This window comes from Asticcacaulis tiandongensis, assembly GCF_006475605.1.
Classification (GTDB): Bacteria; Pseudomonadota; Alphaproteobacteria; order Caulobacterales; family Caulobacteraceae; genus Asticcacaulis; species Asticcacaulis tiandongensis.
In genome coordinates, this window is sequence record NZ_SSBC01000019.1 from 236,876 (window position 1) to 261,371 (window position 24,496).

Here is a 24,496-nt window from a genome sequence, read left to right on the forward strand (position 1 = left end):
ATGATGGGACTGGATCGCCGGTTATTTTTGTGGGGCGGGCTTTCTCTGGCGGCGGCATCGTCCGTCACGGCAAAGCCGCGGGTGGCGGTCAATGTGCAGACCGCGCCTGCGCTCAGGGTGGTGAAGATCGCGCCTGAGACCCGTGAGGGGCTTGATCGGGTATCGCCTGTGATGGCGGATTTTGTCGTCCGCTATCTCAATACGCGTGAGGCCAATCCGGCGATCTGGAACTATGAGGATGGTCTGATCTGGAAGGGGGCGCTTGATTTACATAGCGTGACCGGAGATCAGGCCTTTGTGGGCTATGTGCAGTCTGATCTGGAAACGCGGGTCTTGGCCGACGGGGCTTTGGCGATCTTCCGGCCGGCGGATTTTAACATCGACGGTATTAATTCCGGCAAGGTGCTTGCGCCGATGTGGCGACTGACGGGACAGGAGCGGTATCGTCGGGCCATGGATGTGCAATTTGCGCAATTGGTGACCCACCCGCGCACAAAAGACGGCAATTACTGGCACAAGCAGATCTATCCGCATCAGGTGTGGCTGGATGGCATCTATATGGCCCATCCGTTTCAGGTTACCTATGGGCAGGTAACGGGGCGGCCGGAACTGTTTGCCGATACGGTGGCGCAGGTTTTAAGCGTTGAACGCCGCATGAAGCGGGCCGATGGGCTCTATGTGCATGGCTATGACGAAAGCCGTGAGGAACGCTGGGCCGACAAAGATACAGGCCATTCGCCGCATGTCTGGGGACGGGCCATGGGCTGGTGGTGTGCGGCACTGGTCGATATCTATGAGGCCTCTGACGGTATGGATGCGGACGGACGGGCGGCGATAGCGCGGGTAACGCGTGAGACGCTTGAGGCTCTGCTGCGATTCCGGTCAGACAATGGTCTGTGGTATCAGGTGGTCGATCAAGGTTGGCGTGAAGGTAATTACGAGGAGGCATCGGCGTCTTTGATGATTGCCTATGCGCTTATGAAGGCCGGACGTTTGGGCATTGGTGATTTTGCGGATGACGGGCAGGCGGCGTATCAGGCCTGTGTCGATCAGTTTCTGACACCTCAGGCGCTGAACGGGATTTGCGGGGTAGCGGGGTTAGGCAATCGTCCCTATCGCGATGGGTCGTATGATTATTATATTTCTGAACCGATTACGCCTAATGACCCCAAGGGCGTAGGGCCTTTGATGTGGGCAACCGCCGAAAGGATAAGGGCATGACAGTTTCACGCAGGCAATGGTTAGGTGGCGTAGCTTCGGCGGCGGTTGTAGGCAGCGTACCGGTATCGGTGTGGGCGGCGTCCGATCCGTGGGCGAAGGCGCGGGCCATTGTGGCGGCCATATCTGCGCCGGTTATTCCGGATTATCGGGTCGATATTACCGACTTCGGGGCGGTCGGCGATGGCGTGACGAAGAACACCGACGCCATTGCGCGGGCCATTGCCGCCTGTGTGGCGGCGGGCGGCGGGCAGGTGCGCGTGCCAAAGGGACGGTTTCTAACGGGGGCTATACATCTTGCGGCGCGGATTGATCTGCACCTTGAGGAAAGCGCGACGCTTTTGTTTTCCACCGATACGGCGGACTATCCGCCGGTATTTACGCGCTGGGAAGGGGTGGAACTGGTCAACTATTCGCCGCTGATCTACGCCAAGGGTGTGTCCCATGTCTCGGTGACGGGCAAAGGGGTGCTGGATGGTCAGGGGGCCAATGAACGCTGGTGGTCCTGGTCGAGCGGCAAGCGGTTTGGCTGGAAAGAGGGTATGCCAACCCAGCATCCGGCGCGTAATCGCCTGTTTCAGATGGCCGAGGATGGGGTGCCGCCGCAACAACGCATATTTGGCGACGGCGATTATCTCAGGCCGTGTTTTATACAGTTTTACGGCTGCGATACGGTGAGGGTCGAGGGCGTAACGCTTAAGGATGCGCCTTTCTGGAATATTCATCCGGTCTTAAGTCGCAATGTGATTGTCAGCGGGGTCACGGTCACAGGCCACGGGCCGAACAATGACGGCTGTAATCCGGAATCGGTCGATCACATGCTGATCGAGAACTGTCTGTTTGATACGGGGGATGACTGCATTGCCATTAAGTCCGGACGCAATGCCGACGGGCGACGGATCAATGTGCCGTCACAGAATATCGTCATCCGTAACTGCGAAATGAAGGACGGGCATGGCGGGGTGGTGATCGGCAGTGAAATCTCAGGCGGGGTGCATCATGTGTTTGCTGAAAACTGCCGGATGGACAGTCCTGAGTTATGGTACGCGTTTCGTTTCAAGACCAATGCGCGACGGGGTGGGGTGCTTGAGCACTTTCATTTCCGCGATATCACCATCGGGGAGGTCGAACGCTCGGTGCTGATCTGTGATTTCAACTATGAGGAAGGGGCGAAGGGTGAATTCACGCCGGTCGTCAGGGATATCACGATTGAACGGGTCACGGCGCGAAAGGCGGTCCGGGTCATGGATATTCAGGGGCTGCCGCATGCGCCGGTGCGCAATGTGACTCTGCGCGATTGCCGGTTTGACGGTGTGACCGAGGCCGATATCGTCAGACATGCCTCGGGCATCAGGCTTAAAAGCGTTACTGTAAATGGTAAGCGCCACCGATTGTGACGCTAAGCCCTAGTTTTTGGATGGTTGAGGGTCGGGCAGGGTGAACAGGAAGGTCATGACCTCGCGCAGGACCGGCAACAGGGCCTCGCGGTCGATGTTCGGATTGGCGATGAAGCGTGACATCATGCCGTCAAAGATCATGCTGATGATCTCGCCCCGCGCGGTCAGACGACCGGAATTGCCCGGACAGCCAGCCAGACGCTCACACAGGTTGCGGCTCAGTTCGCGTTCCTGAATATCGGCCTTTTGCACAATATTGGCGACATTGGGGTTACGGGCGGCTTCGGCCAGCACTTCGAGGGCCAGAGCGCTGTTGTCGGCATTGAATTTGTGGTCGAGTGCGTATTCGATGGTATCGAGAATGGTATCCAACAGGGCTTCGTCCGGCGTCATGTCCCATTCGGCAAATTTCGCACGCATCTGGGCCAGATCATTGGCGACGAGCGCTTCAATAATCGCTTCCTTATTGGCGAAATAGCGGTAGATTACACCGACGCTAAGGCCCGCCTCATGGGCGATATCAGCCATGCTGGCCCCATGAAAGCCTGATTTGCGGACACATTTTACCGTTGCATCCAGTATCTGCTGGCGACGGATTTCACGGTTCTGTTGCGTTTTGCTAATAGGTTCGGGCGTCGTGTTGTTGTTCATGTCGCGCAAAGCGGTTCCATTGATTCCATAGGATTAGCGTGGTTTTTTATACAGGGTTCACCGGTAAACAATGAACGTTTTTTAATCCACTGTGGTGCTTGACATATACGATAAAGACGCATAAATCCACAAAAAATGAGAATGATCGTTCATTCTCACTATTAGTTGTAAGGTTTTAACCTGGTGTTTTCTGTTTTTCGCGCAAAAAGTGTCGCGGGGGACAATTAATACGCGAATGTTTCTTTTTTTGCCGGTGTTGTGCTGGCCCGATCTATCTCCCGGAGAGTTTTCATGTCGATTTCGTTTATGCCCATCCGTCAGCGGCGGCGTCTTTCGGTGACGGCGGGCCTGATCGGTGCCGGAGCCATGCTGTTTCTGAGTGCCTGTGGTGACAAGGCCCCTGATCAGGGACAGGGCATGGGCCCGTCTGAAGTCGGCGTGGTTGTGGTTCAGACCGAAGCGGTCAACCTGACGACGGAACTTTCGGGGCGCACCTCGGCGTTTTTGGTGTCTGATGTGCGTCCGCAGGTCGGCGGCATCATCAAGTCGCGGCTTTTCACCGAAGGGGCCTATGTGAACGCGGGTCAGTCGCTTTATCAGATTGATCCGGCTCCATTCGCGGCGGCGCATGCTGCGGCTCAGGCGCAACTGGCGCAGGCCGAAGCGACGCTTACCTCATCGCGCCTCAAGGCCGAACGTTTCGCTGAACTGGTGAAGGTCAACGCCATCAGCAAGCAGGAAAATGATGATGCGCAAGCCGCACTCAAGCAGGCAGAGGCTACGGTAGCCTCGGCCAAGGCCAACCTTCAGGCCGCCGCCATCAACCTGAACTATACCAAGGTTCAGGCCCCGATTTCCGGTCGTATCGGCAAATCGACGGTAACGCCCGGTGCGTTGGTGACCGCGTCTCAGGCGACGGAACTGGCGCGCATTCAGAACATCAGCAGCATCTATCTGGATATCAACCAGTCGGTGAACGAAGTGCTGGCCCTGCGTAAAGCCGTTGCTGAAGGCACGATCGGTCAGTCGGGCAGCGCCGATGTGGAACTGATCCTCGAAGACGGCTCGGTCTATCCGATCAAGGGCAAGCTCCAGTTCTCGGACGTTTCGGTGGATGAAGCAACCGGTACGGTTACGCTGCGCGCCCTGTTCCCCAATCCCAAGGGTGATCTGTTGCCCGGCATGTATGCCCGTGCACGTGTGTCTTCGGGTGTGATCGGCAGTGGCATTCTGGTGCCGCAACCGGCCGTGACGCGTGATCCGAAAGGCAATGCCATGGTCTATGTTGTGACCAAGGAAAACAAGGCGGCCATCCGTCCGATTCAGGTTCGCCAGACCGTTGGCGACAAGTGGCTGGTGACCGGCGGACTTCAGGCGGGTGACAAGGTGATCGTTGAAGGTCTGCAAAAGGTACGTCCTGATGCGCCTGTCAAGGCATCGGTCATTGGTCAACAACCGGAAAAGTAAGCCGCTGAATGCGGCTTATGATTCTGTATTATATGTGTTTTTTAAGTAAGACCGTTTCCCCCAAAGGACTTACACTATGATCTCGCGCTTTTTCGTTCATCGCCCCATTTTTGCGTGGGTGGTGGCTATCGTCATCATGCTTGCGGGCATCCTGTCGATCCGTAACCTGCCGGTTGCTCAATATCCTGAAATCGCCCTGCCTCAGGTCGGTGTCGCCGCCTTCTATCCGGGGGCCTCGGCCAAGACGGTTGAAGACTCGGTGACGCAGATTATCGAGCAGAAGATGAAGGGGCTTGATGGCCTTTTGTACATCAACTCCTCGTCTGATGCGACCGGTGCGGCCAGCATTACCCTGACTTTCGATGCCGGAACCGACATCGATATTGCGCAGGTGCAGGTGCAGAACAAGCTTCAGTCGGCGATTCCGTCGCTGCCGCAGGAAGTTCAGGCGCAAGGCGTTCAGGTCAACAAGACCGCGCGTAACTTCCTGATGGTGGTCGGGCTTTATTCCGATAAGGAAGGCGTAACCAATGCCGACCTGTCGGACTATATCGCCTCAAGCCTTCAGGATGAACTGGCACGGGTGGACGGTATCGGGGAAACCATGCTGTTCGGCGGTCAGTACGCCATGCGTATCTGGCTCGATCCGGCCAAGCTGACGAGCTATAATATGACGCCTACGGACGTCATTGCGGCGATCCGTGCCCAGAATACGCAGGTGTCGGCCGGCCAGGTCGGGGGATTGCCTGCGGTGGAAGGTACAGCGCTGAATGCCACCATCACGGCGCAGTCACGCCTGAATACGGTTGAGCAATTTGAGAAAATCGTCCTGAGAAACGTTTCGGGCGGTGCGATTGTGCATCTGTCGGATGTGGCCCGTGTCGAATTGGGTGCGGAAACCTATGACGGGGAAGCCTATTTCAACGGCAAGCCCGCTTCGGGTCTGGCGCTGCGTCTGGCACCGGGGGCCAATGCGCTTGATACGGCCAAGGCCGTCAAGGCGCGCATGGATGTGCTGCAGGAGAATTTCCCCGAAGGCTATAACTACGTCATTCCGTTTGATACCTCGCCGTTTATCGAGCTGTCGATCCATGAGGTCGTGAAGACCCTGGTCGAAGCCGTGGTGCTGGTGTTCCTTATTATGTACCTGTTCCTGCAAAACTGGCGGGCGACCATCATTCCGACCATTGCGGTTCCGGTGGTTCTGCTGGGGACGTTTGCGGTGCTGGGGGCGTTTGGTTATTCGATCAATACCCTGACCATGTTCGGGCTTATTCTCGCCATCGGTCTGTTGGTGGATGACGCCATCGTCGTGGTTGAAAACGTCGAGCGCGTGATCGTCGAAGAGGGCTTGCCGCCTTTGGCTGCGACCATACGTTCGATGAACGAAATTACCGGCGCGCTGATTGGTATTGCGCTGGTTCTGGCGGCCGTGTTCGTGCCTATGGCCTTCTTCGGCGGGTCACAGGGCGTGATCTATCGTCAGTTCTCGGTCACTCTGGTAACGGCCATGGCGCTGTCGGTTGTTGTGGCGCTTGTATTGACACCTGCGCTGTGTGCGACCCTGCTTAAGCCGCATACCGGTGGCGACCATGAGCAGAAGAAGGGTTTCTTCGGCTGGTTCAACCGCAACTTCAACCGTGCTTCTAACGGTTATCAGGGTTCGGTGCGTAAGATCATCAACCGTCCGGTGCGCTTTATGGCGATCTATGGCGCACTGGGTCTGGTTATGGTGCTGCTGTTCATGCGCGTGCCGACCTCCTTCCTGCCGGACGAAGATCAGGGCATTGTCTTTACGATCGTGCAATTGCCACCCGGTGCGACCGCTGAGCGTACGCAAGGCGTAATGGATCAGGTATCTGCGCACTTCCAGAAGGACGAAGCTGTTGCGTCTGCCTTTACTGTCACGGGTTTTTCGTTCGCTGGTTCCGGTCAGAATGCCGGTATGGCCTTCGTCAAGCTCAAGGATTTCAAAGAGCGTGGTGCGGCTGATATGAAGGCGCCGGCTGTGGCCGGACGGGCGATGGGCACCTTCTCGCAGATCCGTGACGCCATGGTGTTTGCGATCATCCCGCCGGCTGTGGCTGAACTGGGTACGTCTTCGGGCTTTGACCTTCAGCTTAAGGATACGGGTGGTCTGGGTCATGACGCTCTGATTGCCGCGCGTAATCAGGTGCTGGGTATGGCGGCGCAGAATTCGGCTCTGGCGGGCGTGCGTCCGAACGGGCAGGAAGATACGCCGCAGCTCAAGATCGATATCGACAACGAAAAAGCCGGTGCCATGGGCGTGAGCCTTGCCGACATCAATTCGACGATGTCTGCGGCGCTCGGTGGGGCCTATGTCAACGATTTCATTGACCGCAACCGCGTCAAGAAGGTCTATCTGCAAGCTGATGCGCCTTTCCGTATGAAGCCGGAGGACATCAACCACTGGTATGTGCGTAATAACGAAGGCCAGATGGTGCCATTCTCGGCCTTTGCCACGACACGCTGGGAATATGGTTCGCCACGTCTGGAGCGTTATAACGGTTCGCCGTCGGTGAACATTCAAGGGGCTGCGGCTCCGGGAAGTTCGTCGGGTCAGGCCATGACGGAGATGGAAAACATCATCGCCACCCTGCCTCCGGGTATCAGCTATGAGTGGACGGGTCTGTCCTTGCAGGAACGCGCTTCGGGTGCTCAGGCACCGATGCTCTATGCGATCTCTATTCTGGTCGTGTTCATCCTGCTGGCGGCCCTTTATGAAAGCTGGTCTATCCCTCTGGCCATTATCATGGTCATTCCGCTGGGTGTGGTCGGTGCGCTTCTGGCGACCATGACACGCGGTCTGTCGAACGATATCTACTTCCAGGTGGCCTTGCTGACCATTATTGGGCTTAGCTCGAAAAACGCCATTCTGATCGTGGAATTTGCCAAGCAGAACCATGAAAACGGTATGAGCCTTATTGATGCCACGCTTGAGGCCGTTCGTGTCCGCCTGCGTCCGATCATCATGACGTCTCTGGCCTTCACCGCCGGTATCTCGCCGCTGTTCTTCGCCAATGGTGCGGGGTCAGGCAGCCAGAACGCCATCGGTACGGGTCTGGTTGGCGGCATGATCTCGGCTACCTTCCTTGCCATCTTCTTTATCCCGCTGTTCTTCTTTATAATCGAGAAGGCCTTTAAGGCGGACGAGAAGCACATCAAAAAGCTGGCGGTTGAGCGTGAAGCGCTGGAACGTCTGGCCGAGTTTGAAAAGAAGAACCCCAATGACCACACGGGAGCCCACTAATATGACCTCTCTGGTTAAACTGACACTCATGGGGGCGGCGAGCGCGGTTGTTTTAAGCGCCTGTTCGCTGGCTCCGCATTACGAGCGCGGGGTTTTGCCCACCTCTCAGGCCTGGCCGGTGGCGACCGAGATTTCGGCGCAATCGGCGGACAGCCTTGGCTGGCGCGAGGTCTTCCTCGATCCGCGTCTGCAAAAGACGATTGAGCTGGCGCTCGACTATAACCGCGACCTCAGGGTGGCGGTGCTGAATGTCGAGCAGGCCCGCGCCCAGTATCGCATCCAGCGTTCGGCGCTGGTGCCTAATCTGGATGGGACGATTTCGGCAACGAAGACGGAAGCGCCTGTGCCTGCGGCTAATGGCGTGGACGGTGAAATTGATTTTGCCAAAAGTGAGAACTTTTCGGCTAATTTCGGGGTCACGGCCTATGAGCTTGATCTGTTCGGGCGGGTGCGCAGCCTCAATCAGGCAGCACTGAACGATTTCTTCTCACGTGAGGAAAACCGCAAGGCCGTGCAGATTTCGATCGTTGCGGCAACGGCTCAGGCCTGGCTGGGGCTGGCGGCAGATCAGGAGCTGTTGAGCCTGTCGCGTCAGACCCTGCAAACGCGTGAAGAAGGCTTGTCTCTGACGCAACGCCGGTTTGATGTAGGGGCGGCGTCGCAGCTTGAGCTTAGCCAGCAAACCATTCTGGCGGAACAGGCGCGTAATGATGTCGCGACCTATGAGGCGCTGGTGCAGCAGGATCTGAATGCCCTGCGTTTGCTGGTGGGGACAGAGTTGCCGATCAATATCATCCCGCGCGCCTTCCCTGAGAATGCGATTCTCAGTGCGATTCCGGTCGGTGTGCCTTCCGAGGTTCTGCTCAACCGTCCGGACGTTATGGCGGCGGAATATAACCTCAAAGGGCGTAACGCCAATATCGGTGCGGCGCGGGCGGCCTTCTTCCCGAGCATCAGCCTGACCGGTTCGGCGGGCTACAGTTCGACGGATTTTGATCAGCTGTTTGATGGCGGTTCGACCTGGACCTTCAGGCCCAGCATCAATATTCCGATCTTTGATGCGGGTGCGCGTATTGCCGGTGCTCAATCGGCCGTAGCCGGTCGGGATATTGCTCTGGCGCAATATGAGCGCTCGATCCAGACCGCTTTCCGTGAAGTTTCGGATGCGCTGGCGGTGCGTTCGACAATTGATCGTCGTCTGGCGGCGCAGACCTCAGTGCTGGGGGCGGCGCAGTCAACGGTCGATCTGTCTCAGGCGCGGTTTGATGCCGGTATCGATTCCTATCTCTCGCTCTATGATGCGCAGCGTACCTATTATACGGCGCAGCAGGGCCTGATTAACACGCGTCTGCTGCGTGAGATCAATCTGGTGTCGTTGTACAGCGCCCTTGGGGGCGGGTTCGACGCGGCGGAATAGGCTGTGAGATAAGGTGACATAACGCCCTGATGGTTAGCGCCATCGGGGCTTTTTTTGTGCTCGTATCTCTGAGAGGAAAGAAACCCTCCCGTCACTTTGCGGTTCGCAAAGCGCCACCCTCCCGCATAGCAGGAGGGAGAAGAATCAAGCTCAAACCTAAAAAAACGCACCGTCACAGGGACGGTGCGTAAGGGAGGGGAGACAGATCGGAACCGGAGCGGATAACCGCTCCGGAAGTTTAGTAACGGTAGCGCAGACCGAACGACACGCGCTTGCCGGTTGTGCGGAACTCTTTGGTGCGGTCTTCGCTGACGGAATAGAGGAACTCTTCTTCGTCCGTCAGGTTCAGGCCGTCGACAAAGACGGTGAAGTTACGGGTCACGTCGTAGGACAGGCTGGCATCGAGTTGACCGTAAGCGTCAAAGTATTCCGGTTCACCGTTACGTCCGAAAGCCGTTTGCAGGAAGTTGTCGCGCCATGTGTAGGCCATACGCGCCTGAACGCCGTATTTTTCATAGAAACCTACAAGACTGTAGGAGGTCTTTGATAACCCTTCGAGGCTGTGGGTATTGCCGGTAACTGCATTGACGTAGTTGGCATTTGAGTCAGCGTATGTGTAGCTGGCCTGAGCACCCAGACCATCCCACGGTGAAGGCAGTTGGCTAAAGACCTGACGGTAGAGGATTTCGTAACCCTTAACTGTCGCGCCATTGCCGTTGACCGGGACGGTTACCTGGAAGGTGATTTCGTCAACAAGCTGTGGCGTGGTGGCTGTCGTCACAAAGGAGTGAATCTCTTTGTGGAAGGCAGCAAAGGACAGTAGTGAGGTATCAGCAAAGTACCATTCAGCGCCGATTTCGTATTGGTTAGCTCGGAAAGGTTGAAGGTCCGGGTTACCCATGCGCAGGGTTTCGTTTCCGGGGTTGGTCTGAATGCTCTGTGCCGGTGACAGGTCGGTCATTGTCGGGCGGGTCAATACCTTGGCGGCACCGAAGCGCAGTACGATTTCCGGTGTTACTGCCAGCTTGGCGTTAAACGATGGCAAGACATCACTATATTCACCACGGAAACCAACAGGCACTACACCAGACACAACGATATCATTCTGGCCGCCGCCTGTTGGCTTGGCGCTCAGGATGGTACGTGAAGCGCCTGTCGAGGTGTAGGTCGTGCTTTCAACACGGACACCAAAGTTAAGATCGAGCGCCATGTCTCTGATCCAGGTGCTGTAATTACCCATGATGTAGCCCGTAGCCACTTTTTCATCAACGACAGATGAACCCGCGGGGTGTGCGCCGCCCGGAGCAAACGCTTTGCCGTCTAAGTCAGCCTGAGCCTTTACAGCAGCGATAACCGCTGTCGTGTCATAGATCAGCCAGTCACGCAGAACGTTTCCATTATGGCTGTCAAAGAAATTACGGTTGGTGTTCTGGAACAGCGAAGGTGACAGGACAAAGTTTGAATCACAGTAAGCGCATTGCTGGCCAAAAGGCATTTCTGCGGCGACGACAGTCTTAGTGCGCTCCTGTAAGCCCATGCCTGCGAAGATCGACCATTTGCTGTCAGGCGTCCAGCGTGCATCAATCTTGTATTCGCTGATTTCATCATCAACGTCTGATCCACCGCCCCAGATATAATAGTGTGCGGTAATGCCTTGTGGGTTTGTGGCCGCGTCAGCGTAGTTCGGGCTAGTGAAACCGTAATCATAGATCGGGTGCCCGCCACGGCGATCCCACCACAGGTCAACGTCCTTACGTCGAATAGTGGTGAAGTTGTTGTCTTCCTTACCGCGGCGCTCGGCCTTAGAGGTCGAGGCGTCAAAAGTCAGGGTCAGGCTTGGGGACACGCGCCAGTTGGCATTAAGGCCCAGCATTGTGGTGGTGACTTCGCGTCGATCAAATTGAATGATCTGATCGACGAAACCGCCTTCATAGCGTTGGTAAACGGCCTCATTGCCTTCGACGACCTGCTCAACCAGCGTGCCGCCCGCAAAATCGTAGGCGAGGCCCGTTTGCTGGTCTGTAATCTCTGCCTTCGAATAAAGTCCGTCCAGCGTAAGTGTGAGATTATCAACAGGCTTCCATTGGCCAGAGGCATTCAGGCCTGTCATTTTCTTTTCGCGTTCATAGAAGAAAGGCGAGAGGTTAGACGGCATGGAAATGCCTGTGAACGGAGCAACGTTCGGGCCGATGCGCCCGCCGGGAACTACGGTTCCATTAACTGTGCGATTATAATAGGTGCTGTTGGATGAGCGCTTAACGTGACCGGCACCAATGGTGAATTCGTCAGTGCGCGCTTCCTGCTCCGCATGGGAGGCGGCTACAGCCAGACCTAATGTCCGGTCAGAGTTACGCCAGCTAATGACACCTGAAGCTTTTGGGGTGGTTTTGTCTGCCAAAGAAGCGTGCACGCCACCAATTGAGGCAGCTGCAGCGAAAGTATTCTGATCCAGCGGACGCATGGTGCGAACGTCAACGGTTGCGCCAATCGATGCGCCAACAATATTTGCCTGAGGTGTTTTATAAACATCGGCACCGGAAATGATCTCGGACGGCAGGACGTCGAAGGAAAATTCACGGCCCTTATGCTCGGTAGCCAGTGTGCGGCCGTTTACAGTGACGGCATTAAATTTTGGGCCAAAGCCGCGCACCGAGATGAATGACCCTTCGCCACGGTTACGCTCGATGGTGACACCGGCGATGCGTTGCAGGGATTCCGCGACGTTTTGATCCGGCAGCTTGCCGAGATCTTCGGCGGCGATGGAGTCAACCACGCCAATGGCGGATTTCTTGATGTCGATGGAGGCCTTAATTCCGCGGCGGATGCCGCGCACAACGACTTCTTCGACTTCGTCCGAAGCTTCGGGGGTGTTAACGGCCTGTGCGGCTGCCCATTGCGGTGTGATCAGGGCAACAGACAGAGCGGTAGCGGCCATCATGATGGATTTTCTGGACATAAACATTTCATCCCGTGGTTATGCGTGGCTCTTTGGGTTCCACGCTGCTTATGAGGAGAGGCTATGTTAACATCATACATATGTCAAATTATGATATTATGTCTGACTATATTTTGGGCGGGCTGCGTCCCCTCAGTGGGTCGGGGCTGGATTAACGTATGTGATCAGGTTTAGTCCCTGATATATCGAAGGGTTTGGTTAATCCTGAAGGGCTTTGCTGTATAGAAGTTTATGCAAAAGCGCTGGCTGTCCATTGAACACGGTAATGATCCGCGTTTGTCCTATTTGATTGATAATATGTCATTTTGTGTTCCGCCTCTGGTGTGCCAACCCTATGTGTTGGTTGCCCCTTAGGGGCTTGTTTGTGGTCATTTTAACACAATTCTGAGGGTTTCACACTTCTTTATCATCAAATATCTGATGTAAAATGATGTAATAATAAGATTTACTCAGACTAAAAAAGCCCCGCTTTCGCAGGGCTTTGAGGGTAAAGGATTAAAATTGGCGTTTTATCTGACCGAGCGGATCGGCAAAACACACAAGGACGAGCCAAAAACAAAGATGATGGCGGCGATGAAAAGCACCGCATAGTTATGTCCGAACATATTGAGCAATATGGCAGCCATGACGGGGCTGAGGATTTGCGGGATATTAACGGCGGTTGTCAGTATGCCGAGGTCCTTGCCTTCGTCACCGTCTTCGGTTTTCGGCAAAACCTGTGTCATCAGGGCCATGTCAATCGACATAAACGCGCCGTAGCCCAGACCGATGATCGCGGCATAGGCATACATGCCGGTCATGTCGGGTCTGAGGAGTGGCATGAGCATGGCTATGCCCATGATCAGGCTGGCACCAAAGACAAAGGGTTTGCGACGTTGCAGCCAGTCGGACAGGAAGCCGGAAATGACAGATGACAGGACCAGACAGACAAAGGTAACCATGGCCAGTTTGGCAATCGCCGTATTGGCTCCTTCGGTGCCGAGCCCTATATAGTCCTGAAGGATATAGAGCATATAGGTGGCAATCGCCTGATAGCCCATATAGATGGTGAAGCGACCGGCAAAGGCCCAGGCGAAGTCAGGGTGCGCCTTGGGGTCGATCCAGAAGCTTTTGAGGAAGGTTTTGAAGTCGAATTTTTTGCGCGGGATGTGTGTGGCGGGAGATTCGCGGTTGATCACCACAAAGGCCAGACAGCAGGCGGCAATCGCCAGCGCGAACAGGCCGTAGGCGAGGACGCGCTCACCGGCAAGGAAGCCTGCGACCACCGTACCGGCGGTCAGGCCTGCGGTCATGCCGGCGCCGACAAAGCCTGAGACGACGCCGCGGGTTTCCGGTGGGAAGCGGTCGGCAATGATGGTGGTCATGGCCGGCTGCATGGAATTATAGGCGACGGTGGCCATGACCCAGAAGATCATCAGTGACCAGAAGGTCGTCATCAGCGACACGCCAAACAGGGCGAAAGAGCCGATCAGTGACCCCAGTGCGATCCACGGTGAGCGTCGACCCCAGCGTGTACGGGTACGGTCAGACAGGGCACCGGCAATGGGTGTTGTCAGGGTTGAAAAGACCGAGGTAATGGCAAACAGAATGGCGAGATTATTGGCCTTGTTGGCCGGATCAAATTCAGCGATCTGACCGGGGAGAAGGACGCCTAAGACGCCGGAATAGAGCGCCATCAGGACGAAGAAATTGACCATCAGCGAGTTTTGCAACACCAGACGTCTGGTGCCGCTGACGTGCTGGGAAGTGTCCGGTGTGGCTGTGGTCATGTGCGTTTCCTTTATTATAATTATGCCCCCTCCGGCGGGACTTCGCCCGCCACCTTCCCCGATAAATCAGGGGAGGGTGGAGGCAGGGAGTCTGTATAGTCGTCGGGCGGTTTCTGAGCGGATGGCGGCACGGTCATGGGGCGACAGGTCAGAGGTGGCCGCGTCAAAGACCGCAAGCCAGCGGTCATAACCGCCGGACAGGTCAACAACCGGCCAGTCGCCGCCAAACAGGCAGCGGTCGGGGCCGAAGCTGTCGATAGCGTGGTGGATGTAGGGGGTCAGGTGCGCAGGCTGCCAGTGGCCCCAGTCAGCTTCGGTGCTCAGGCCGGAAATCTTGGTGGCCAGATTGGGGAAGCCCGAAAGGGTTTTAAAATGGTTCGCCCAGTCGCCGCCCGTGATGTCGCCCTGATGGGTTTTGATGTCGGGCTTGCCCAGATGATCGAGGATGACGATGGCCTCAGGGACGCGGTCGAACAGGATATTCAGCGTGCGGATTAGTTCCGGCATCTGATGCGCTTTTGAGCACATATCGATGCTCAGGCCGGCGCGGGCCACTTCGGTGAGGCCGTCAATATAGGCGGGGGCGGACAGGAAACCGTCCGGTTCGCCTTGCACATTGCGGCGAATACCGCGCAGCTTTGTGACGCTTTTTAGCGCCGCAATATCCTCAGCGACGGCGCTGCCTTTTTCCAAAGGCGCATAGGCGACTATGCCGCCAATATTCAGGGTCGGATGGTCGATGGCCGCGACCCACTGCGCTTCTTTGAGGGCGTCGGCGGGGTTATCGGAGGCCTGAACGAACACGGCCTGTTCTGTTGGGATGTTCAGCGCCGCCCATTCATCCGCGTCATGCGTTTCAGCAATAGCGGGCACGTAGGACAGCCAGTCATAGCCAAGGGTTTTGGGATTCCACAGATGCAGGTGCGCGTCGATCAGGTCGCTCATTTTCCGGCTTTCCCGCCGTTGCCCGGCAGGACGTCCCAGCCCTTATCCCGCACAGGGGCAAGCAGAGCCTCAACCTTCGCCAGCAACGCCGAATCAGGAGATTGGGTTACGGCGGCGATATTGCCACGCATATGTTTGGCGCGGGAAGCCCCGATAACCGTTGAGGCGATGCCGTTATCAGCCGCTGTTTGCAGGGCAAATTGCAGGGCCAGTTGTGAAATGTCGGTGCTTGAGGCGTCGCAGAGGTCTGCGGCTTCACGGGCTGAGGCATGGACGCTTTCGTGGCCCGGATGCCAGTCAGGTGGGCCTTTGCGCGTCAGAAGCCCCATGCCGAGCGGCGAGGCATTGAATACGGCAATGCCTTTGTCCTTAAGGCGGCGGGCGACGGGGGCCAAACGCTGATCCTGAAGGGTGTAGGTGCAATAGGCCATGACCGTATCGACCTGTTGTTCCACCGCGACCTTTTCCAGCAGGGCCAGATCATAGCCGGTAATCCCGATGGCCTTGATGGCCCCTTGTGATTTGAGGTCACGTAAAGTGGGCAGGGCTTCGTCAATAAGCTGCGTATAGTCGCCATGTTCGATGTCGTGGCATTGCAGAATGTCGATGTGCTCAAGTTTCAGGCGTGCGCAACTCTGGTCGAAGCTGTTAAGCGTGGCGTCGCGGGAAAAATCCCAGTCCTTGTCACCATAGCGGCCGATCTTCGATGACAGCACATAGGTGTCGCGCGGGGTGTCACGCAAAGCGATGCCCAGAACCGTCTCGGCGCGGGTCAGGCCGTAATAGGGGGCGACATCAATGAAGTTCACACCGCCTTCGAGGGCTGTGGCCACGGCGTCATCGGCCTCACTCTGGCTGACGGCGTGATAGACGGCTCCAAGAGACGCGGCCCCCAGAGACAGTTCGGAAACCTCAAGGCCGGTCTGACCGATGGCGGTGTAATGCATGGTTCAGGATTCCGGTACGAGGCGAAGACCGGCGCGGGCCGGACGCACGTGCGGGCCGCCGGGGGAGAGCCACTGACCGGACAGCTTGTTCTGTGCAATCGCGGCTTCGTCAAGCGTGATGCCAAGGCCCGGCGCATCGCCCAGCACAATGCCGCCATCGGTAATTTCCTGATCGGCGCTGATGCCGACGGGCAGGCTCAGATCCTGAATTTCGAGCGACAGCATGTTAGGCAGGGCGGCGGCGGCATGGGCCAGCGGATTGACATTATAGCCGACCGGCGATACCGGCAGGTTATGGGCCAGAGCGGCGGTAGCGACGCGGTTGAAATGGGTAATACCCCAGACGCTGCCGGTTTGCAGAATGTCGGCGGCGCGATGCGCAAATAGGGGGGAGAACTGATCAAGACCGGTCAGGTTTTCGCCGGTGGCCACGGCGGCCTTAACGGCACGGCTGATGGCGGCGTGGCCTTCGGCGTCCCAGCGGCGTACCGGTTCTTCGATCCATGTCAGGTCGATCTGCTGCTCGATTTCATGGATGTGGCGGATCGCCTGTTTCGGGTTCCATGCCTCGTTGACATCAAGCATCAGGGCGGGACGGGGCGTATTACGGCTAAGGATGTCACGCGCCAGTTTCAGGCGGTGGATATCGCGGTCGAGGTCACGTCCACCCTTGATCTTGGCGGAGGTGAAGTCGCGCTCGGCCCAGCGTTCATAAAGGCCGGCAAAGGCGTCGTCCTCAAGGCCATAGCACAGGCCGGACGCATAGCCGGTGACAAAGCGGTCACGTGCCCCGAGCGTGCGCCACAATGGCTCATCGTTCAGCTTAGCCTTCAGATCCCAAAGCGCCATATCGACCGCACCGATAGCGCCAAAGGTGGCACCGGCATGGCCGGATTTAAAGACATGGGCCAGCATACGGTCATAGAGACTGGCGACGGCGCGTGGGTCTTCGTTTTCGATAGCGGGAAATACACGCGCAATATCGGTATGCGCCCCAAGGCCGATACCGCTAACACCGGCGTCGGTTTCAAGGATCAGCACCGGCACCTCTGTGATGCCTGAGGACACGACGCCATTAACGTCTCCGATAGGGCGGCCCCAGTTGTGGACGGTACTGAGGCTGCGGTAACCGGTAATTTTCATGGAAACGCACTTTCTGGACTTCGTTACGTGTCCCTGACGGTGAGCGGTTCAACCGGCAGGAAAAATAATACATATGATGATTTTTATCACGTGAAAATTCGTATGACAAGTGCGATTTATTATTTCGTTTTTTGAATTATGCGTCGTCAGAAAGAGGCGGCAGATGGGCTTCGGGCAGGGTCGTTAGCTCAGCCACCTTTTGCGGGCTTCCCGGACGCGTGCGGTGCATCAGATCGCCTGCGCCGCTGGCATAGGTCAAAAAGACGGCGCCAAAAATGATGAGCGCTATCAGTAGGCTGTTGCCGCTAACGGCCCATGCCACCCACGCCAGCAGAAGCAGCGACAGGCACAGCATAATCGAATAGCCCCAGTGTCGGGTCTGGTGCTCGCCGGTGACAAGCACGGCGTCAGGATTGTGCTGCTTTAAGGTGCTAAACAGGGCCGCAAGCATTTGTCGGAAACTGTCGGAACGTTCCTCGAAGTCGCCTATGCCGTGGAAATGGCCATTATCAATGACAAAGCTGTGCCCGCTTTTCAGCCGGATTTCGGCGACATAACGCCAGAGTTTAAGTTGGGTCGGGGCATAGGCGACGCGCAGGCTTTCGATGTCCCTGTAGTCAATGCGCAAAGAGCGTGCATCGGCATCCACAATGTTCAATCCCTGAGGCATTACGCACCACAGGCGTTCGTGGGATTCTCTGAAGCTTTCGCGCTTGCTGTGGCTGGCCGGATCAGCGGACATGGATAGTCAGGCTTTCGCGGGCGTCTTTGAGCCAGTCGGGGTCTTTGTCCGGTGTGAAGCAACTGAGCAGCAGGCTTTGGCCTGAAGCCAGTTCTACGCCCCAGCCATACAGGTAAAATTCGGCGTCCGGATTGACGATCAGGGCGCGGGCCTGAAAACGCGTCGCCACGCCTGCAATGACACCAACAAAAGTACGGAAGGCTGTGAAGCGGCGTGCCATGATCCTAATAGCCCAGGAAAAAGTCGTCATCCAGATTGGTCCACAAATCCACCAGAGATAAGAATTCCTGTTCAGTCAGATTGCCTTCCGGTATGTGTGGACATGGCAATCGTCAGCCGGTTATCGGCTGACAGCTCGGCCATTACGTTCAGTTTTCTGTTGGGCCACCCCTTAAGGGCGTTGGTGACATATTCGCTGGTTGTCCACGCCTGCATGTCTTCCTTGACCTCGTCAGCGCTTTCGGGCGTGGGGCTTTCCTCCTGACTGTAGAACAATAGATTCTTGCACACGCGCGCGGCGTCGCAGTCGTTGAAAAACAGGTAATATGCAGGCCAGTCGGGGAAGCTGTAGCGAATATAGGCCTCGCCATCGCGGTCAATGATTTCAGTGATCATGCCCTTGTTTTTCAGGGAGGCGCTAAGCACTTCGGGCGTAACAATGAGGGTCTGGGCACCGGCGTGAGTGGTAAGGCCAGCTATCATTATAATAGCCACAAAAGCAGATATTATCGCGCGCATGGGGTGCCCTTCAATTCAGTTGGCCAGAAGCCTTTGTGTCAGGGTAGTAACCTAATGCGAAACGTCACCCCCTGAACAGGGGACTTACCGCAGAATAATGTCGCTTTTCTCTGTGATCACATTTTCGGGCGCTGGCTTTTTTTACCGGACGTGAATGCGGAAACGCGCTAGGCATTGCGGGTCAAGCGGAGGTCTCTTTGATGCGTAATATTGCTCATTACATAGACGGTAAAACGGTATCGGGTCTTTCGGGAAGCAAGGGGGATGTGTTTGACCCCAATACGGGCAAGGTACAGGCGCAGGTCGAACTGGGGGATGCAGGCCTTGTTGATAAGGCGGTGCAATCGGCCTTAAAGGCGCAAAAAGAATGGGCGGCGCAGAACCCGCAGCGACGGGCGCGGGTGATGTTTGAATTCAAGCGACTGCTTGAGCGCGACATGGACGCACTGGCGCACCTTCTGTCGTCTGAGCATGGCAAGGTGATTGCTGACTCAAAAGGTGACATTCAGCGCGGCCTTGAGGTGGTCGAATTTGCCTGCGGTATCCCGCATCTGCTGAAAGGGGCCTATACGCAGGGGGCGGGGCCGGGCATCGATGTCTATAGCCTGCGTCAGCCTTTGGGCGTGGTGGCGGGGGTTACGCCGTTCAATTTTCCGGCCATGATCCCGATGTGGATGTTTGCACCGGCTCTGGCGTGCGGCAATGCGTTCATCCTTAAGCCTTCGGAGCGTGATCCATCAGTGCCGGTGAAGCTGGCGGAATTGCTGATTGAGGCCGGTCTGCCTGAGGGTGTGCTGAATGTTGTGCAGGGCGATAAGGTGGTCGTCGATGCCATTCTGGATCACCCTGATATTCGCGCCGTCAGCTTTGTCGGTTCGAGTGATATTGCGCAATATGTCTATGGGCGAGGGGCGGCCAATGGCAAGCGCATGCAGTGTATGGGCGGGGCCAAGAACCACGGCATTATCCTGCCCGATGTCGATATGGATCAGGCCGTGGCAGATATAATGGGGGCAGCCTTCGGCTCGGCGGGGGAGCGCTGCATGGCGCTGCCGGTTGTGGTGCCGGTGGGTGAGGATACGGCCAATATATTGCGCAGCAAACTGGTGGCGGCGGTTGAGGGGTTGCGTGTGGGGGTATCGACTGACACTGAGGCCCATTACGGGCCGGTTGTGTCGGCGCAGCATAAGGCGCGTATCGAGTCCTATATTCAGATGGGCGTCGATGAAGGGGCCGAGCTGGTGCTCGATGGGCGGGGCTTTACGCTTCAGGGGCATGAGGGCGGCTATTTTCTGGGGCCGACCCTTTTTGACCGTGTGACCAGGGGCATGAAAACCTATCAGGATGAGATTTTCGGGCCGGTTTTGCAGATCGTGCGGACGCAGAGTTTTGAAGAGGCCCTGTCCCTGCCGTCGCAGCATCCCTATGGTAACGGGGTGGCGATATTTACCCGCAACGGCGATGCGGCGCGGGAATTTGCCGCTCAGGTCGAGGTCGGGATGGTCGGTATCAATGTGCCGATACCTGTGCCGGTGGCCTATCATAGTTTTGGCGGCTGGAAGCGGTCGGGCTTTGGCGATCTCAATCAGTATGGCGAGGACGGGGTGCGCTTCTATACACGCACCAAGACCGTTACCCAGCGCTGGCCGAAAGGCGGGGCGGTTGAGGATCAGGCGTTCGTCATTCCGACTATGCGGTAGGGGGATAGGAAGAAAAATACCCCACCACCCCTTTGCTGACGCAAAGCGGTCCCCCTCCCCGCAAAGCAGGGAGGAGAAAAGGTGATCAGTTTCGAGCAAAAAAGAGCAGGGTGGGCTTGCGGGGGTCGGGTGATCTGGCGCAGAATGCGGTCAATGGTTTTATAAGGAAATGCCGCATGGATCGTCGTCAGCTTTTGTCATTTGCCGCTCTGGCGTCATTATTGCCAGTCGCGGCCTGTGCCCAGACGACGGGCACGCAAACCCTTCAGCCGCAAACGCTGCCTGCGGGTGGGGCGAAGCCGCTGTTGCCGCCGCTGGAGAGTTTCCCTTTGTGGCCCAATGGTGCGCCGGGGGCTGAGAATGTAACGGTCACCGAGGAATGGATTTTGCGTAATCCGGCCGGTGGCGATCCGAATGATACGGCGGCGACCCATGTCACCAAGCCGATCCTGATGGTGCGCCGGCCGGCTAATCCGAACGGTTCGGCGATTCTGATGATTCCGGGCGGCGGTTATCAGCGTGTGGCCGTGTCACGCGCCGGTGGCGGCACGGATAAGGAACTGGCCGATAAGGGCGTGACGGTGTTTACACTGGTTTACCGCCTGCCCGCCGATGGCTGGGCGGCGGGTTTTGAAGCGCCGCTTCAGGACGTACAACGCGCGATCCGCCTGATCCGGTATCGGGCGGCTGAGTTTTCAATTGATACCCAACGTGTCGGTGTGATCGGCTTTTCGGCGGGCGGGCATCTGGCTGGCTGGGCGGCAACGGCTTTTGCCAAAAAGACCTATGAGCCAGTGGATGCGGCGGACAATCTGTCGGCGCGCCCCGATGTGGCGGGCCTGTTCTATCCGGTAATTACCACCCGCGCCCCTGTAGCACATGGTGGGTCGGTGAAGAATCTTCTGGGGGCTGACCGGTCGGAAGAGCGGCTGAAAGCGACCTCGATCAATGAGCTTTTGCCTGCCGATGCGCCGCCGGTCTTTGTGGCCCATGCGGCCAATGATCCGGTCGTGCCCGCGGACAATAGCGTCATCATGTGGCAGGCGTTGCGGGCGCAAAAAACCCCGACGGAACTGCATATTTTTGAGGTCGGCGGACACTCCCTTCGTGACGGTAATGCCGAACTGCCCTGGCTCAGTCTGTTCAGCATTTTTGCTCGTCGCCACGGATTGTGGGCAGACAGCTGGTAATTTACCAGTAAAGAAGTCTGATAAATTTTGTTGATTAGCGACCGGTTTTGCAGGTTAATGCGTGAAACCAATCATAACCAAGCATAAAACTGGGACAAAACACTATGCCGACACTTACCAAGCGTCATTTCATGGGCACAGCCATGGCCGTTACGGCAGGCAGCGCCCTGTCTGTAGAGGCCACAGCGGCGACAAAAAAAGCCGCCGCAAAGGCGTCTATGCCGCAGACGGATCTGATCTGGCTTGATGGCGCGCCACCGAAGAATTTTGAGGGTGTGACCCTTGGGGTGCCCTGGCCGCGAGGGGCATTGAAAAAGAATGCGTCCCTGACGGTTGCCGGTGCCGCCAGCCAGTCCTGGCCGATTGCCTATTGGCCGGACGGGTCAGTGAAGTGGACGGCGCATGCGGTAGGGGCGGGGGCGGATGCCCCATCGCTTCCGCTTGCGGTAGGTAAACCCTCCGTCGGTGCGACGCCAATCAGCGTAAAAACCGAAGGCGGTTCGGTGATTATCAGTACCGGCGATCATCGCTGGCATATCGCAACGTCGGGTCAGTCGCTTATTCGGGAAGCCACGGTCAAGGGGCGCGCGGCCCTGACCAATGCCGCCCTGACGCTGCGTTTGCAAAATCGTCCTGAGCTTGAGGAAGGGGCTTTGAGCGAAACGACCCTGACCGGCGAAGTGACGTCGGCTACGGTTGAGCAATCAGGCCCTGTGCGGGCGGTTGTGCGTGTCGAAGGCAAGTTTACGGGTAATGGCCGTGAAATCCTGCCGTTTACCCTGCGTCTTTATGGCTATGCGGGTGGCAAGTCGCTTCGGGCGGTGTTCTCGTTCATCTATGATGCCGATGCCGACAAGGACTTCATCCGCGGTCTGGGCCTGACGGCACAGGTGCCGATGACGGATGAGCTTTATAACCGCCATGTGCGTTTTTCAGGCGAAAACCGTGGCGTCTGGGGTGAAGCGATACGTCCGCTTACGGGTTTACGTCGTCAGGTCGGGCGTGAAGCGGCCGATGCGCAGGTCAATGGGCGTTTTGTGGCGCTGGAGCAAATGGCCAAGCCGGTGCAGGACGGTCTGCAATGGATCCCGCCGTGGGGGGATTTCACCCTGTCTCAACCTAATTCAGACGGCTATCATATCCGCAAGCGTACCGAACCCGGTCACGCGTGGATTGATGCGGCGGGCGACAAGCGGGCGACGGGTCTGGCCTATGTCGGCGGGTCGCAAGGCGGCGCGGCACTGGGGCTGAACAATTTCTGGCAGATGTCACCGACGCGTCTCGATGTGCGCGGTGCGGCAACGGAAACGGCGACGCTTACGGCATGGATGTGGTCGCCCGAAGCGCCGATCATGGACATGCGTACCTATCGTCCGGTCTGGGGTATGGATACGCATGAAAAGGAAATTCACGGCCTCAATATCACCTATGAGGACTATGAAGAGGGTTACGACAAGGCCTATGGCATTGCCCATACCTCAGAGTTGATGATCTATGCCTTTGACAGCACACCGGCGCGGGCTGATTTTGCCGAGATGGCGGAAAATCTCTCGAAGACGCCACGTCTGACGGTGTCGCCAAAGCGTCTGCATGAGGCCGGTGTGTTCGGTTACTGGACGGTGCCGGATCATTCGACGCCGGTTAAGGCCGCGATTGAAAACCGCCTGACCTATGATCTGGAATATTACCTGAAACAGATTGATCAGCATCGCTGGTACGGGTTCTGGAACTATGGCGATGTCATGCATGCCTATGATACCGACCGTCACGTCTGGCGCTATGATATTGGTGGTTATGCGTGGGACAATTCGGAACTGTCGACCGATATGACCCTGTGGTTCGGGTTCCTGCGTACCGGACGGGCGGATTTCTTCCGTATGGCCGAGGCCATGACACGCCACACCGGTGAGGTCGATGTCTATCATATTGGCCCGTGGAGAGGCATGGGTACGCGTCACGGCGTGCAGCATTTCTCGGATTCGTCAAAGCAGCAGCGCGTGTCGAATGCCGCCTATCGCCGGTACTATTATTATCTGACGGCGGATGAGCGTTGCGGCGATCTGATGCGGGCGTTGAATGACAGCGATCAGGCGCTGAAGCGTGTCGATATCACGCGTAAGGTGCGCATTGAAACGAATCCCTTTGTTGGGGGCGACATCGTCGAGATGAGTTTCGGCACCATGTGGGGCTCGATCATCTCGGCCTGGTACACGGAGTGGGAGCGCACGGGTGATACCCAGTGGCGTGACCGCATCGCCAAGGGCATGATCTCGATTGCCAAGCTGAAATATGGCTGGTTTGCCAGTGGCGAGGCCTATGACCTCAGGACCCATACCTTTGTCGGTAAGGGGGACAAGGTACGCTTCTCGCACCTTAACGGGGTGTTCGGCGTCTATGAAATGCATGCCGAGCTTCTGGAACTGATTGATATACCGGAATATCGCAAGGCCTGGACGGATTACTGCCAGCAATATAATGCGCCTGTGCCTGAAACCGCCGCCTTCCTGGGGCTTGAGAGCATCCACTCTGCGCGTAACCTGCGCGAAGGTCACTCGCGCTTTACGGCCTTTGCGGCGGTTGAGCGTAACAACAAGGCGCTGGCGACGCGGGCCTGGCATGAGTTGTTGAGCACGATCGATCTTTCGCCTGAGCCTGTGACCATTGAGGGGCCTGCGGTGCTGCATCCGACGGTCGAAGACCCGAGCATCTCGACCAATGGCATTGCCCAGTGGGGCATGGCGGCGATTGCCAATCTGGCGCTGATTGGGGACGATCTTGAGGAGGCCTATAAGTCTCTGCCGGAGCGTCCGCGCCGCAGACAAAACTAAAAGCCTGAGCTTTTTTACAGGCAATATAGTGCCGTCCTCACCACTGGTGGGGGCGGCATTTCTGTGTCCTGCGATGCCCACCTCAGCACAAGAAGAGGGGGATTTGTCATTTTAGGT

General features: G+C 57.1%; 17 protein-coding genes. 8 read left to right on the plus strand and 9 right to left on the minus strand.

Features of this window, described 5'->3' with window-relative positions; all coding sequences use genetic code 11:
• Positions 1 to 1,221 (plus strand): glycoside hydrolase family 88/105 protein, encoded by a 1,221-nt coding sequence (locus E5201_RS11810; protein WP_140986305.1) that lies wholly within the window; start codon positions 1 to 3, stop codon positions 1,219 to 1,221.
• The gene (locus E5201_RS11815) at positions 1,218 to 2,615 is read left to right on the plus strand and encodes a glycoside hydrolase family 28 protein (protein WP_140986306.1); all 1,398 of its coding nucleotides are present in this window, start codon (positions 1,218 to 1,220) and stop codon (positions 2,613 to 2,615) included. The genes E5201_RS11810 and E5201_RS11815 overlap by 4 nt, the downstream gene beginning before the upstream one ends.
• 9 nt (positions 2,616 to 2,624) lie before the next feature.
• Here the strand turns inward: E5201_RS11815 and E5201_RS11820 are convergent, their stop codons facing one another.
• Positions 2,625 to 3,266 carry a TetR/AcrR family transcriptional regulator gene (locus E5201_RS11820; RefSeq protein ID WP_140986307.1) on the minus strand — a complete coding sequence of 214 codons (642 nt, stop codon included), beginning with the start codon at positions 3,264 to 3,266 and terminating at the stop codon, positions 2,625 to 2,627.
• Between the two features lie 291 nt (positions 3,267 to 3,557).
• Here E5201_RS11820 and E5201_RS11825 point away from each other — a divergent pair, with 291 nt between their 5' ends.
• The 3 genes from E5201_RS11825 to E5201_RS11835 all read left to right on the plus strand — a co-directional run bounded on the left by E5201_RS11825 (position 3,558) and on the right by E5201_RS11835 (position 9,421).
• On the plus strand, positions 3,558 to 4,733 hold the full coding sequence (locus tag E5201_RS11825) for an efflux RND transporter periplasmic adaptor subunit (protein WP_425456580.1): 1,176 nt from the start codon (positions 3,558 to 3,560) through the stop codon (positions 4,731 to 4,733).
• Positions 4,734 to 4,809: 76 nt separating this feature from the next.
• The gene (locus tag E5201_RS11830) at positions 4,810 to 8,004 is read left to right on the plus strand and encodes an efflux RND transporter permease subunit (protein ID WP_281280221.1); all 3,195 of its coding nucleotides are present in this window, start codon (positions 4,810 to 4,812) and stop codon (positions 8,002 to 8,004) included.
• Position 8,005: 1 nt separating this feature from the next.
• A complete protein-coding gene (locus E5201_RS11835; protein WP_140986308.1) occupies positions 8,006 to 9,421 on the plus strand; it encodes an efflux transporter outer membrane subunit in 1,416 nt (471 codons plus the stop codon).
• A gap of 238 nt (positions 9,422 to 9,659) precedes the next feature.
• Here the strand turns inward: E5201_RS11835 and E5201_RS11840 are convergent, their stop codons facing one another.
• From E5201_RS11840 to E5201_RS11875, 8 genes are all read right to left on the minus strand, one after another.
• Positions 9,660 to 12,377, minus strand: a complete 2,718-nt coding sequence (locus tag E5201_RS11840; RefSeq protein WP_246050658.1) for a TonB-dependent receptor — start codon at positions 12,375 to 12,377, stop codon at positions 9,660 to 9,662.
• Between the two features lie 509 nt (positions 12,378 to 12,886).
• Positions 12,887 to 14,146: an MFS transporter gene (locus E5201_RS11845; RefSeq protein WP_140986309.1), complete on the minus strand. Its 1,260-nt coding sequence runs from the start codon at positions 14,144 to 14,146 to the stop codon at positions 12,887 to 12,889.
• 66 nt (positions 14,147 to 14,212) lie between these two features.
• Complete coding sequence (locus tag E5201_RS11850; RefSeq protein WP_246050660.1) at positions 14,213 to 15,091, minus strand: amidohydrolase family protein; 879 nt, start codon at positions 15,089 to 15,091, stop codon at positions 14,213 to 14,215.
• Positions 15,088 to 16,038, minus strand: coding sequence for an aldo/keto reductase (locus tag E5201_RS11855; protein ID WP_140986310.1), 951 nt, complete (start codon positions 16,036 to 16,038; stop codon positions 15,088 to 15,090). Before E5201_RS11855 ends, E5201_RS11850 begins: the two co-directional genes overlap by 4 nt.
• A gap of 3 nt (positions 16,039 to 16,041) precedes the next feature.
• Positions 16,042 to 17,181, minus strand: coding sequence for a mandelate racemase/muconate lactonizing enzyme family protein (locus E5201_RS11860; protein ID WP_140986311.1), 1,140 nt, complete (start codon positions 17,179 to 17,181; stop codon positions 16,042 to 16,044).
• 136 nt (positions 17,182 to 17,317) lie between these two features.
• The gene (locus E5201_RS11865) at positions 17,318 to 17,923 is read right to left on the minus strand and encodes a hypothetical protein (RefSeq protein WP_140986312.1); all 606 of its coding nucleotides are present in this window, start codon (positions 17,921 to 17,923) and stop codon (positions 17,318 to 17,320) included.
• The gene (locus tag E5201_RS11870) at positions 17,913 to 18,173 is read right to left on the minus strand and encodes a hypothetical protein (protein ID WP_140986313.1); all 261 of its coding nucleotides are present in this window, start codon (positions 18,171 to 18,173) and stop codon (positions 17,913 to 17,915) included. The genes E5201_RS11865 and E5201_RS11870 overlap by 11 nt, the downstream gene beginning before the upstream one ends.
• 41 nt (positions 18,174 to 18,214) lie before the next feature.
• Positions 18,215 to 18,625 carry a hypothetical protein gene (locus E5201_RS11875; RefSeq protein WP_140986314.1) on the minus strand — a complete coding sequence of 137 codons (411 nt, stop codon included), beginning with the start codon at positions 18,623 to 18,625 and terminating at the stop codon, positions 18,215 to 18,217.
• A gap of 233 nt (positions 18,626 to 18,858) precedes the next feature.
• Between E5201_RS11875 and E5201_RS11880 the strand changes: the two genes are divergently transcribed.
• The 3 genes from E5201_RS11880 to E5201_RS11890 all read left to right on the plus strand — a co-directional run bounded on the left by E5201_RS11880 (position 18,859) and on the right by E5201_RS11890 (position 24,379).
• Positions 18,859 to 20,361 (plus strand): CoA-acylating methylmalonate-semialdehyde dehydrogenase, encoded by a 1,503-nt coding sequence (locus tag E5201_RS11880; protein WP_181404621.1) that lies wholly within the window; start codon positions 18,859 to 18,861, stop codon positions 20,359 to 20,361.
• A gap of 176 nt (positions 20,362 to 20,537) precedes the next feature.
• Positions 20,538 to 21,551 (plus strand): alpha/beta hydrolase, encoded by a 1,014-nt coding sequence (locus E5201_RS11885; protein WP_140986316.1) that lies wholly within the window; start codon positions 20,538 to 20,540, stop codon positions 21,549 to 21,551.
• A 104-nt stretch (positions 21,552 to 21,655) separates the two neighbouring features.
• Positions 21,656 to 24,379: an exo-rhamnogalacturonan lyase family protein gene (locus tag E5201_RS11890; RefSeq protein ID WP_140986317.1), complete on the plus strand. Its 2,724-nt coding sequence runs from the start codon at positions 21,656 to 21,658 to the stop codon at positions 24,377 to 24,379.
• Positions 24,380 to 24,496 lie beyond the last annotated feature (117 nt).

Coding starts and splice junctions, on each gene's coding strand:
- E5201_RS11840 (WP_246050658.1), bottom strand. CDS start 12,377: ATGTCCAGAAAATCCATCATGATGGCCGCTACCGCTCTGTCTGTTGCC.
- E5201_RS11885 (WP_140986316.1), top strand. CDS start 20,538: ATGGATCGTCGTCAGCTTTTGTCATTTGCCGCTCTGGCGTCATTATTG.
- E5201_RS11860 (WP_140986311.1), bottom strand. CDS start 17,181: ATGAAAATTACCGGTTACCGCAGCCTCAGTACCGTCCACAACTGGGGC.
- E5201_RS11870 (WP_140986313.1), bottom strand. CDS start 18,173: ATGACGACTTTTTCCTGGGCTATTAGGATCATGGCACGCCGCTTCACA.
- E5201_RS11830 (WP_281280221.1), top strand. CDS start 4,810: ATGATCTCGCGCTTTTTCGTTCATCGCCCCATTTTTGCGTGGGTGGTG.
- E5201_RS11810 (WP_140986305.1), top strand. CDS start 1: ATGATGGGACTGGATCGCCGGTTATTTTTGTGGGGCGGGCTTTCTCTG.
- E5201_RS11890 (WP_140986317.1), top strand. CDS start 21,656: ATGCCGACACTTACCAAGCGTCATTTCATGGGCACAGCCATGGCCGTT.
- E5201_RS11875 (WP_140986314.1), bottom strand. CDS start 18,625: ATGATAGCTGGCCTTACCACTCACGCCGGTGCCCAGACCCTCATTGTT.
- E5201_RS11845 (WP_140986309.1), bottom strand. CDS start 14,146: ATGACCACAGCCACACCGGACACTTCCCAGCACGTCAGCGGCACCAGA.
- E5201_RS11820 (WP_140986307.1), bottom strand. CDS start 3,266: ATGAACAACAACACGACGCCCGAACCTATTAGCAAAACGCAACAGAAC.
- E5201_RS11815 (WP_140986306.1), top strand. CDS start 1,218: ATGACAGTTTCACGCAGGCAATGGTTAGGTGGCGTAGCTTCGGCGGCG.
- E5201_RS11855 (WP_140986310.1), bottom strand. CDS start 16,038: ATGCATTACACCGCCATCGGTCAGACCGGCCTTGAGGTTTCCGAACTG.
- E5201_RS11835 (WP_140986308.1), top strand. CDS start 8,006: ATGACCTCTCTGGTTAAACTGACACTCATGGGGGCGGCGAGCGCGGTT.
- E5201_RS11850 (WP_246050660.1), bottom strand. CDS start 15,091: ATGAGCGACCTGATCGACGCGCACCTGCATCTGTGGAATCCCAAAACC.
- E5201_RS11825 (WP_425456580.1), top strand. CDS start 3,558: ATGTCGATTTCGTTTATGCCCATCCGTCAGCGGCGGCGTCTTTCGGTG.
- E5201_RS11865 (WP_140986312.1), bottom strand. CDS start 17,923: ATGTCCGCTGATCCGGCCAGCCACAGCAAGCGCGAAAGCTTCAGAGAA.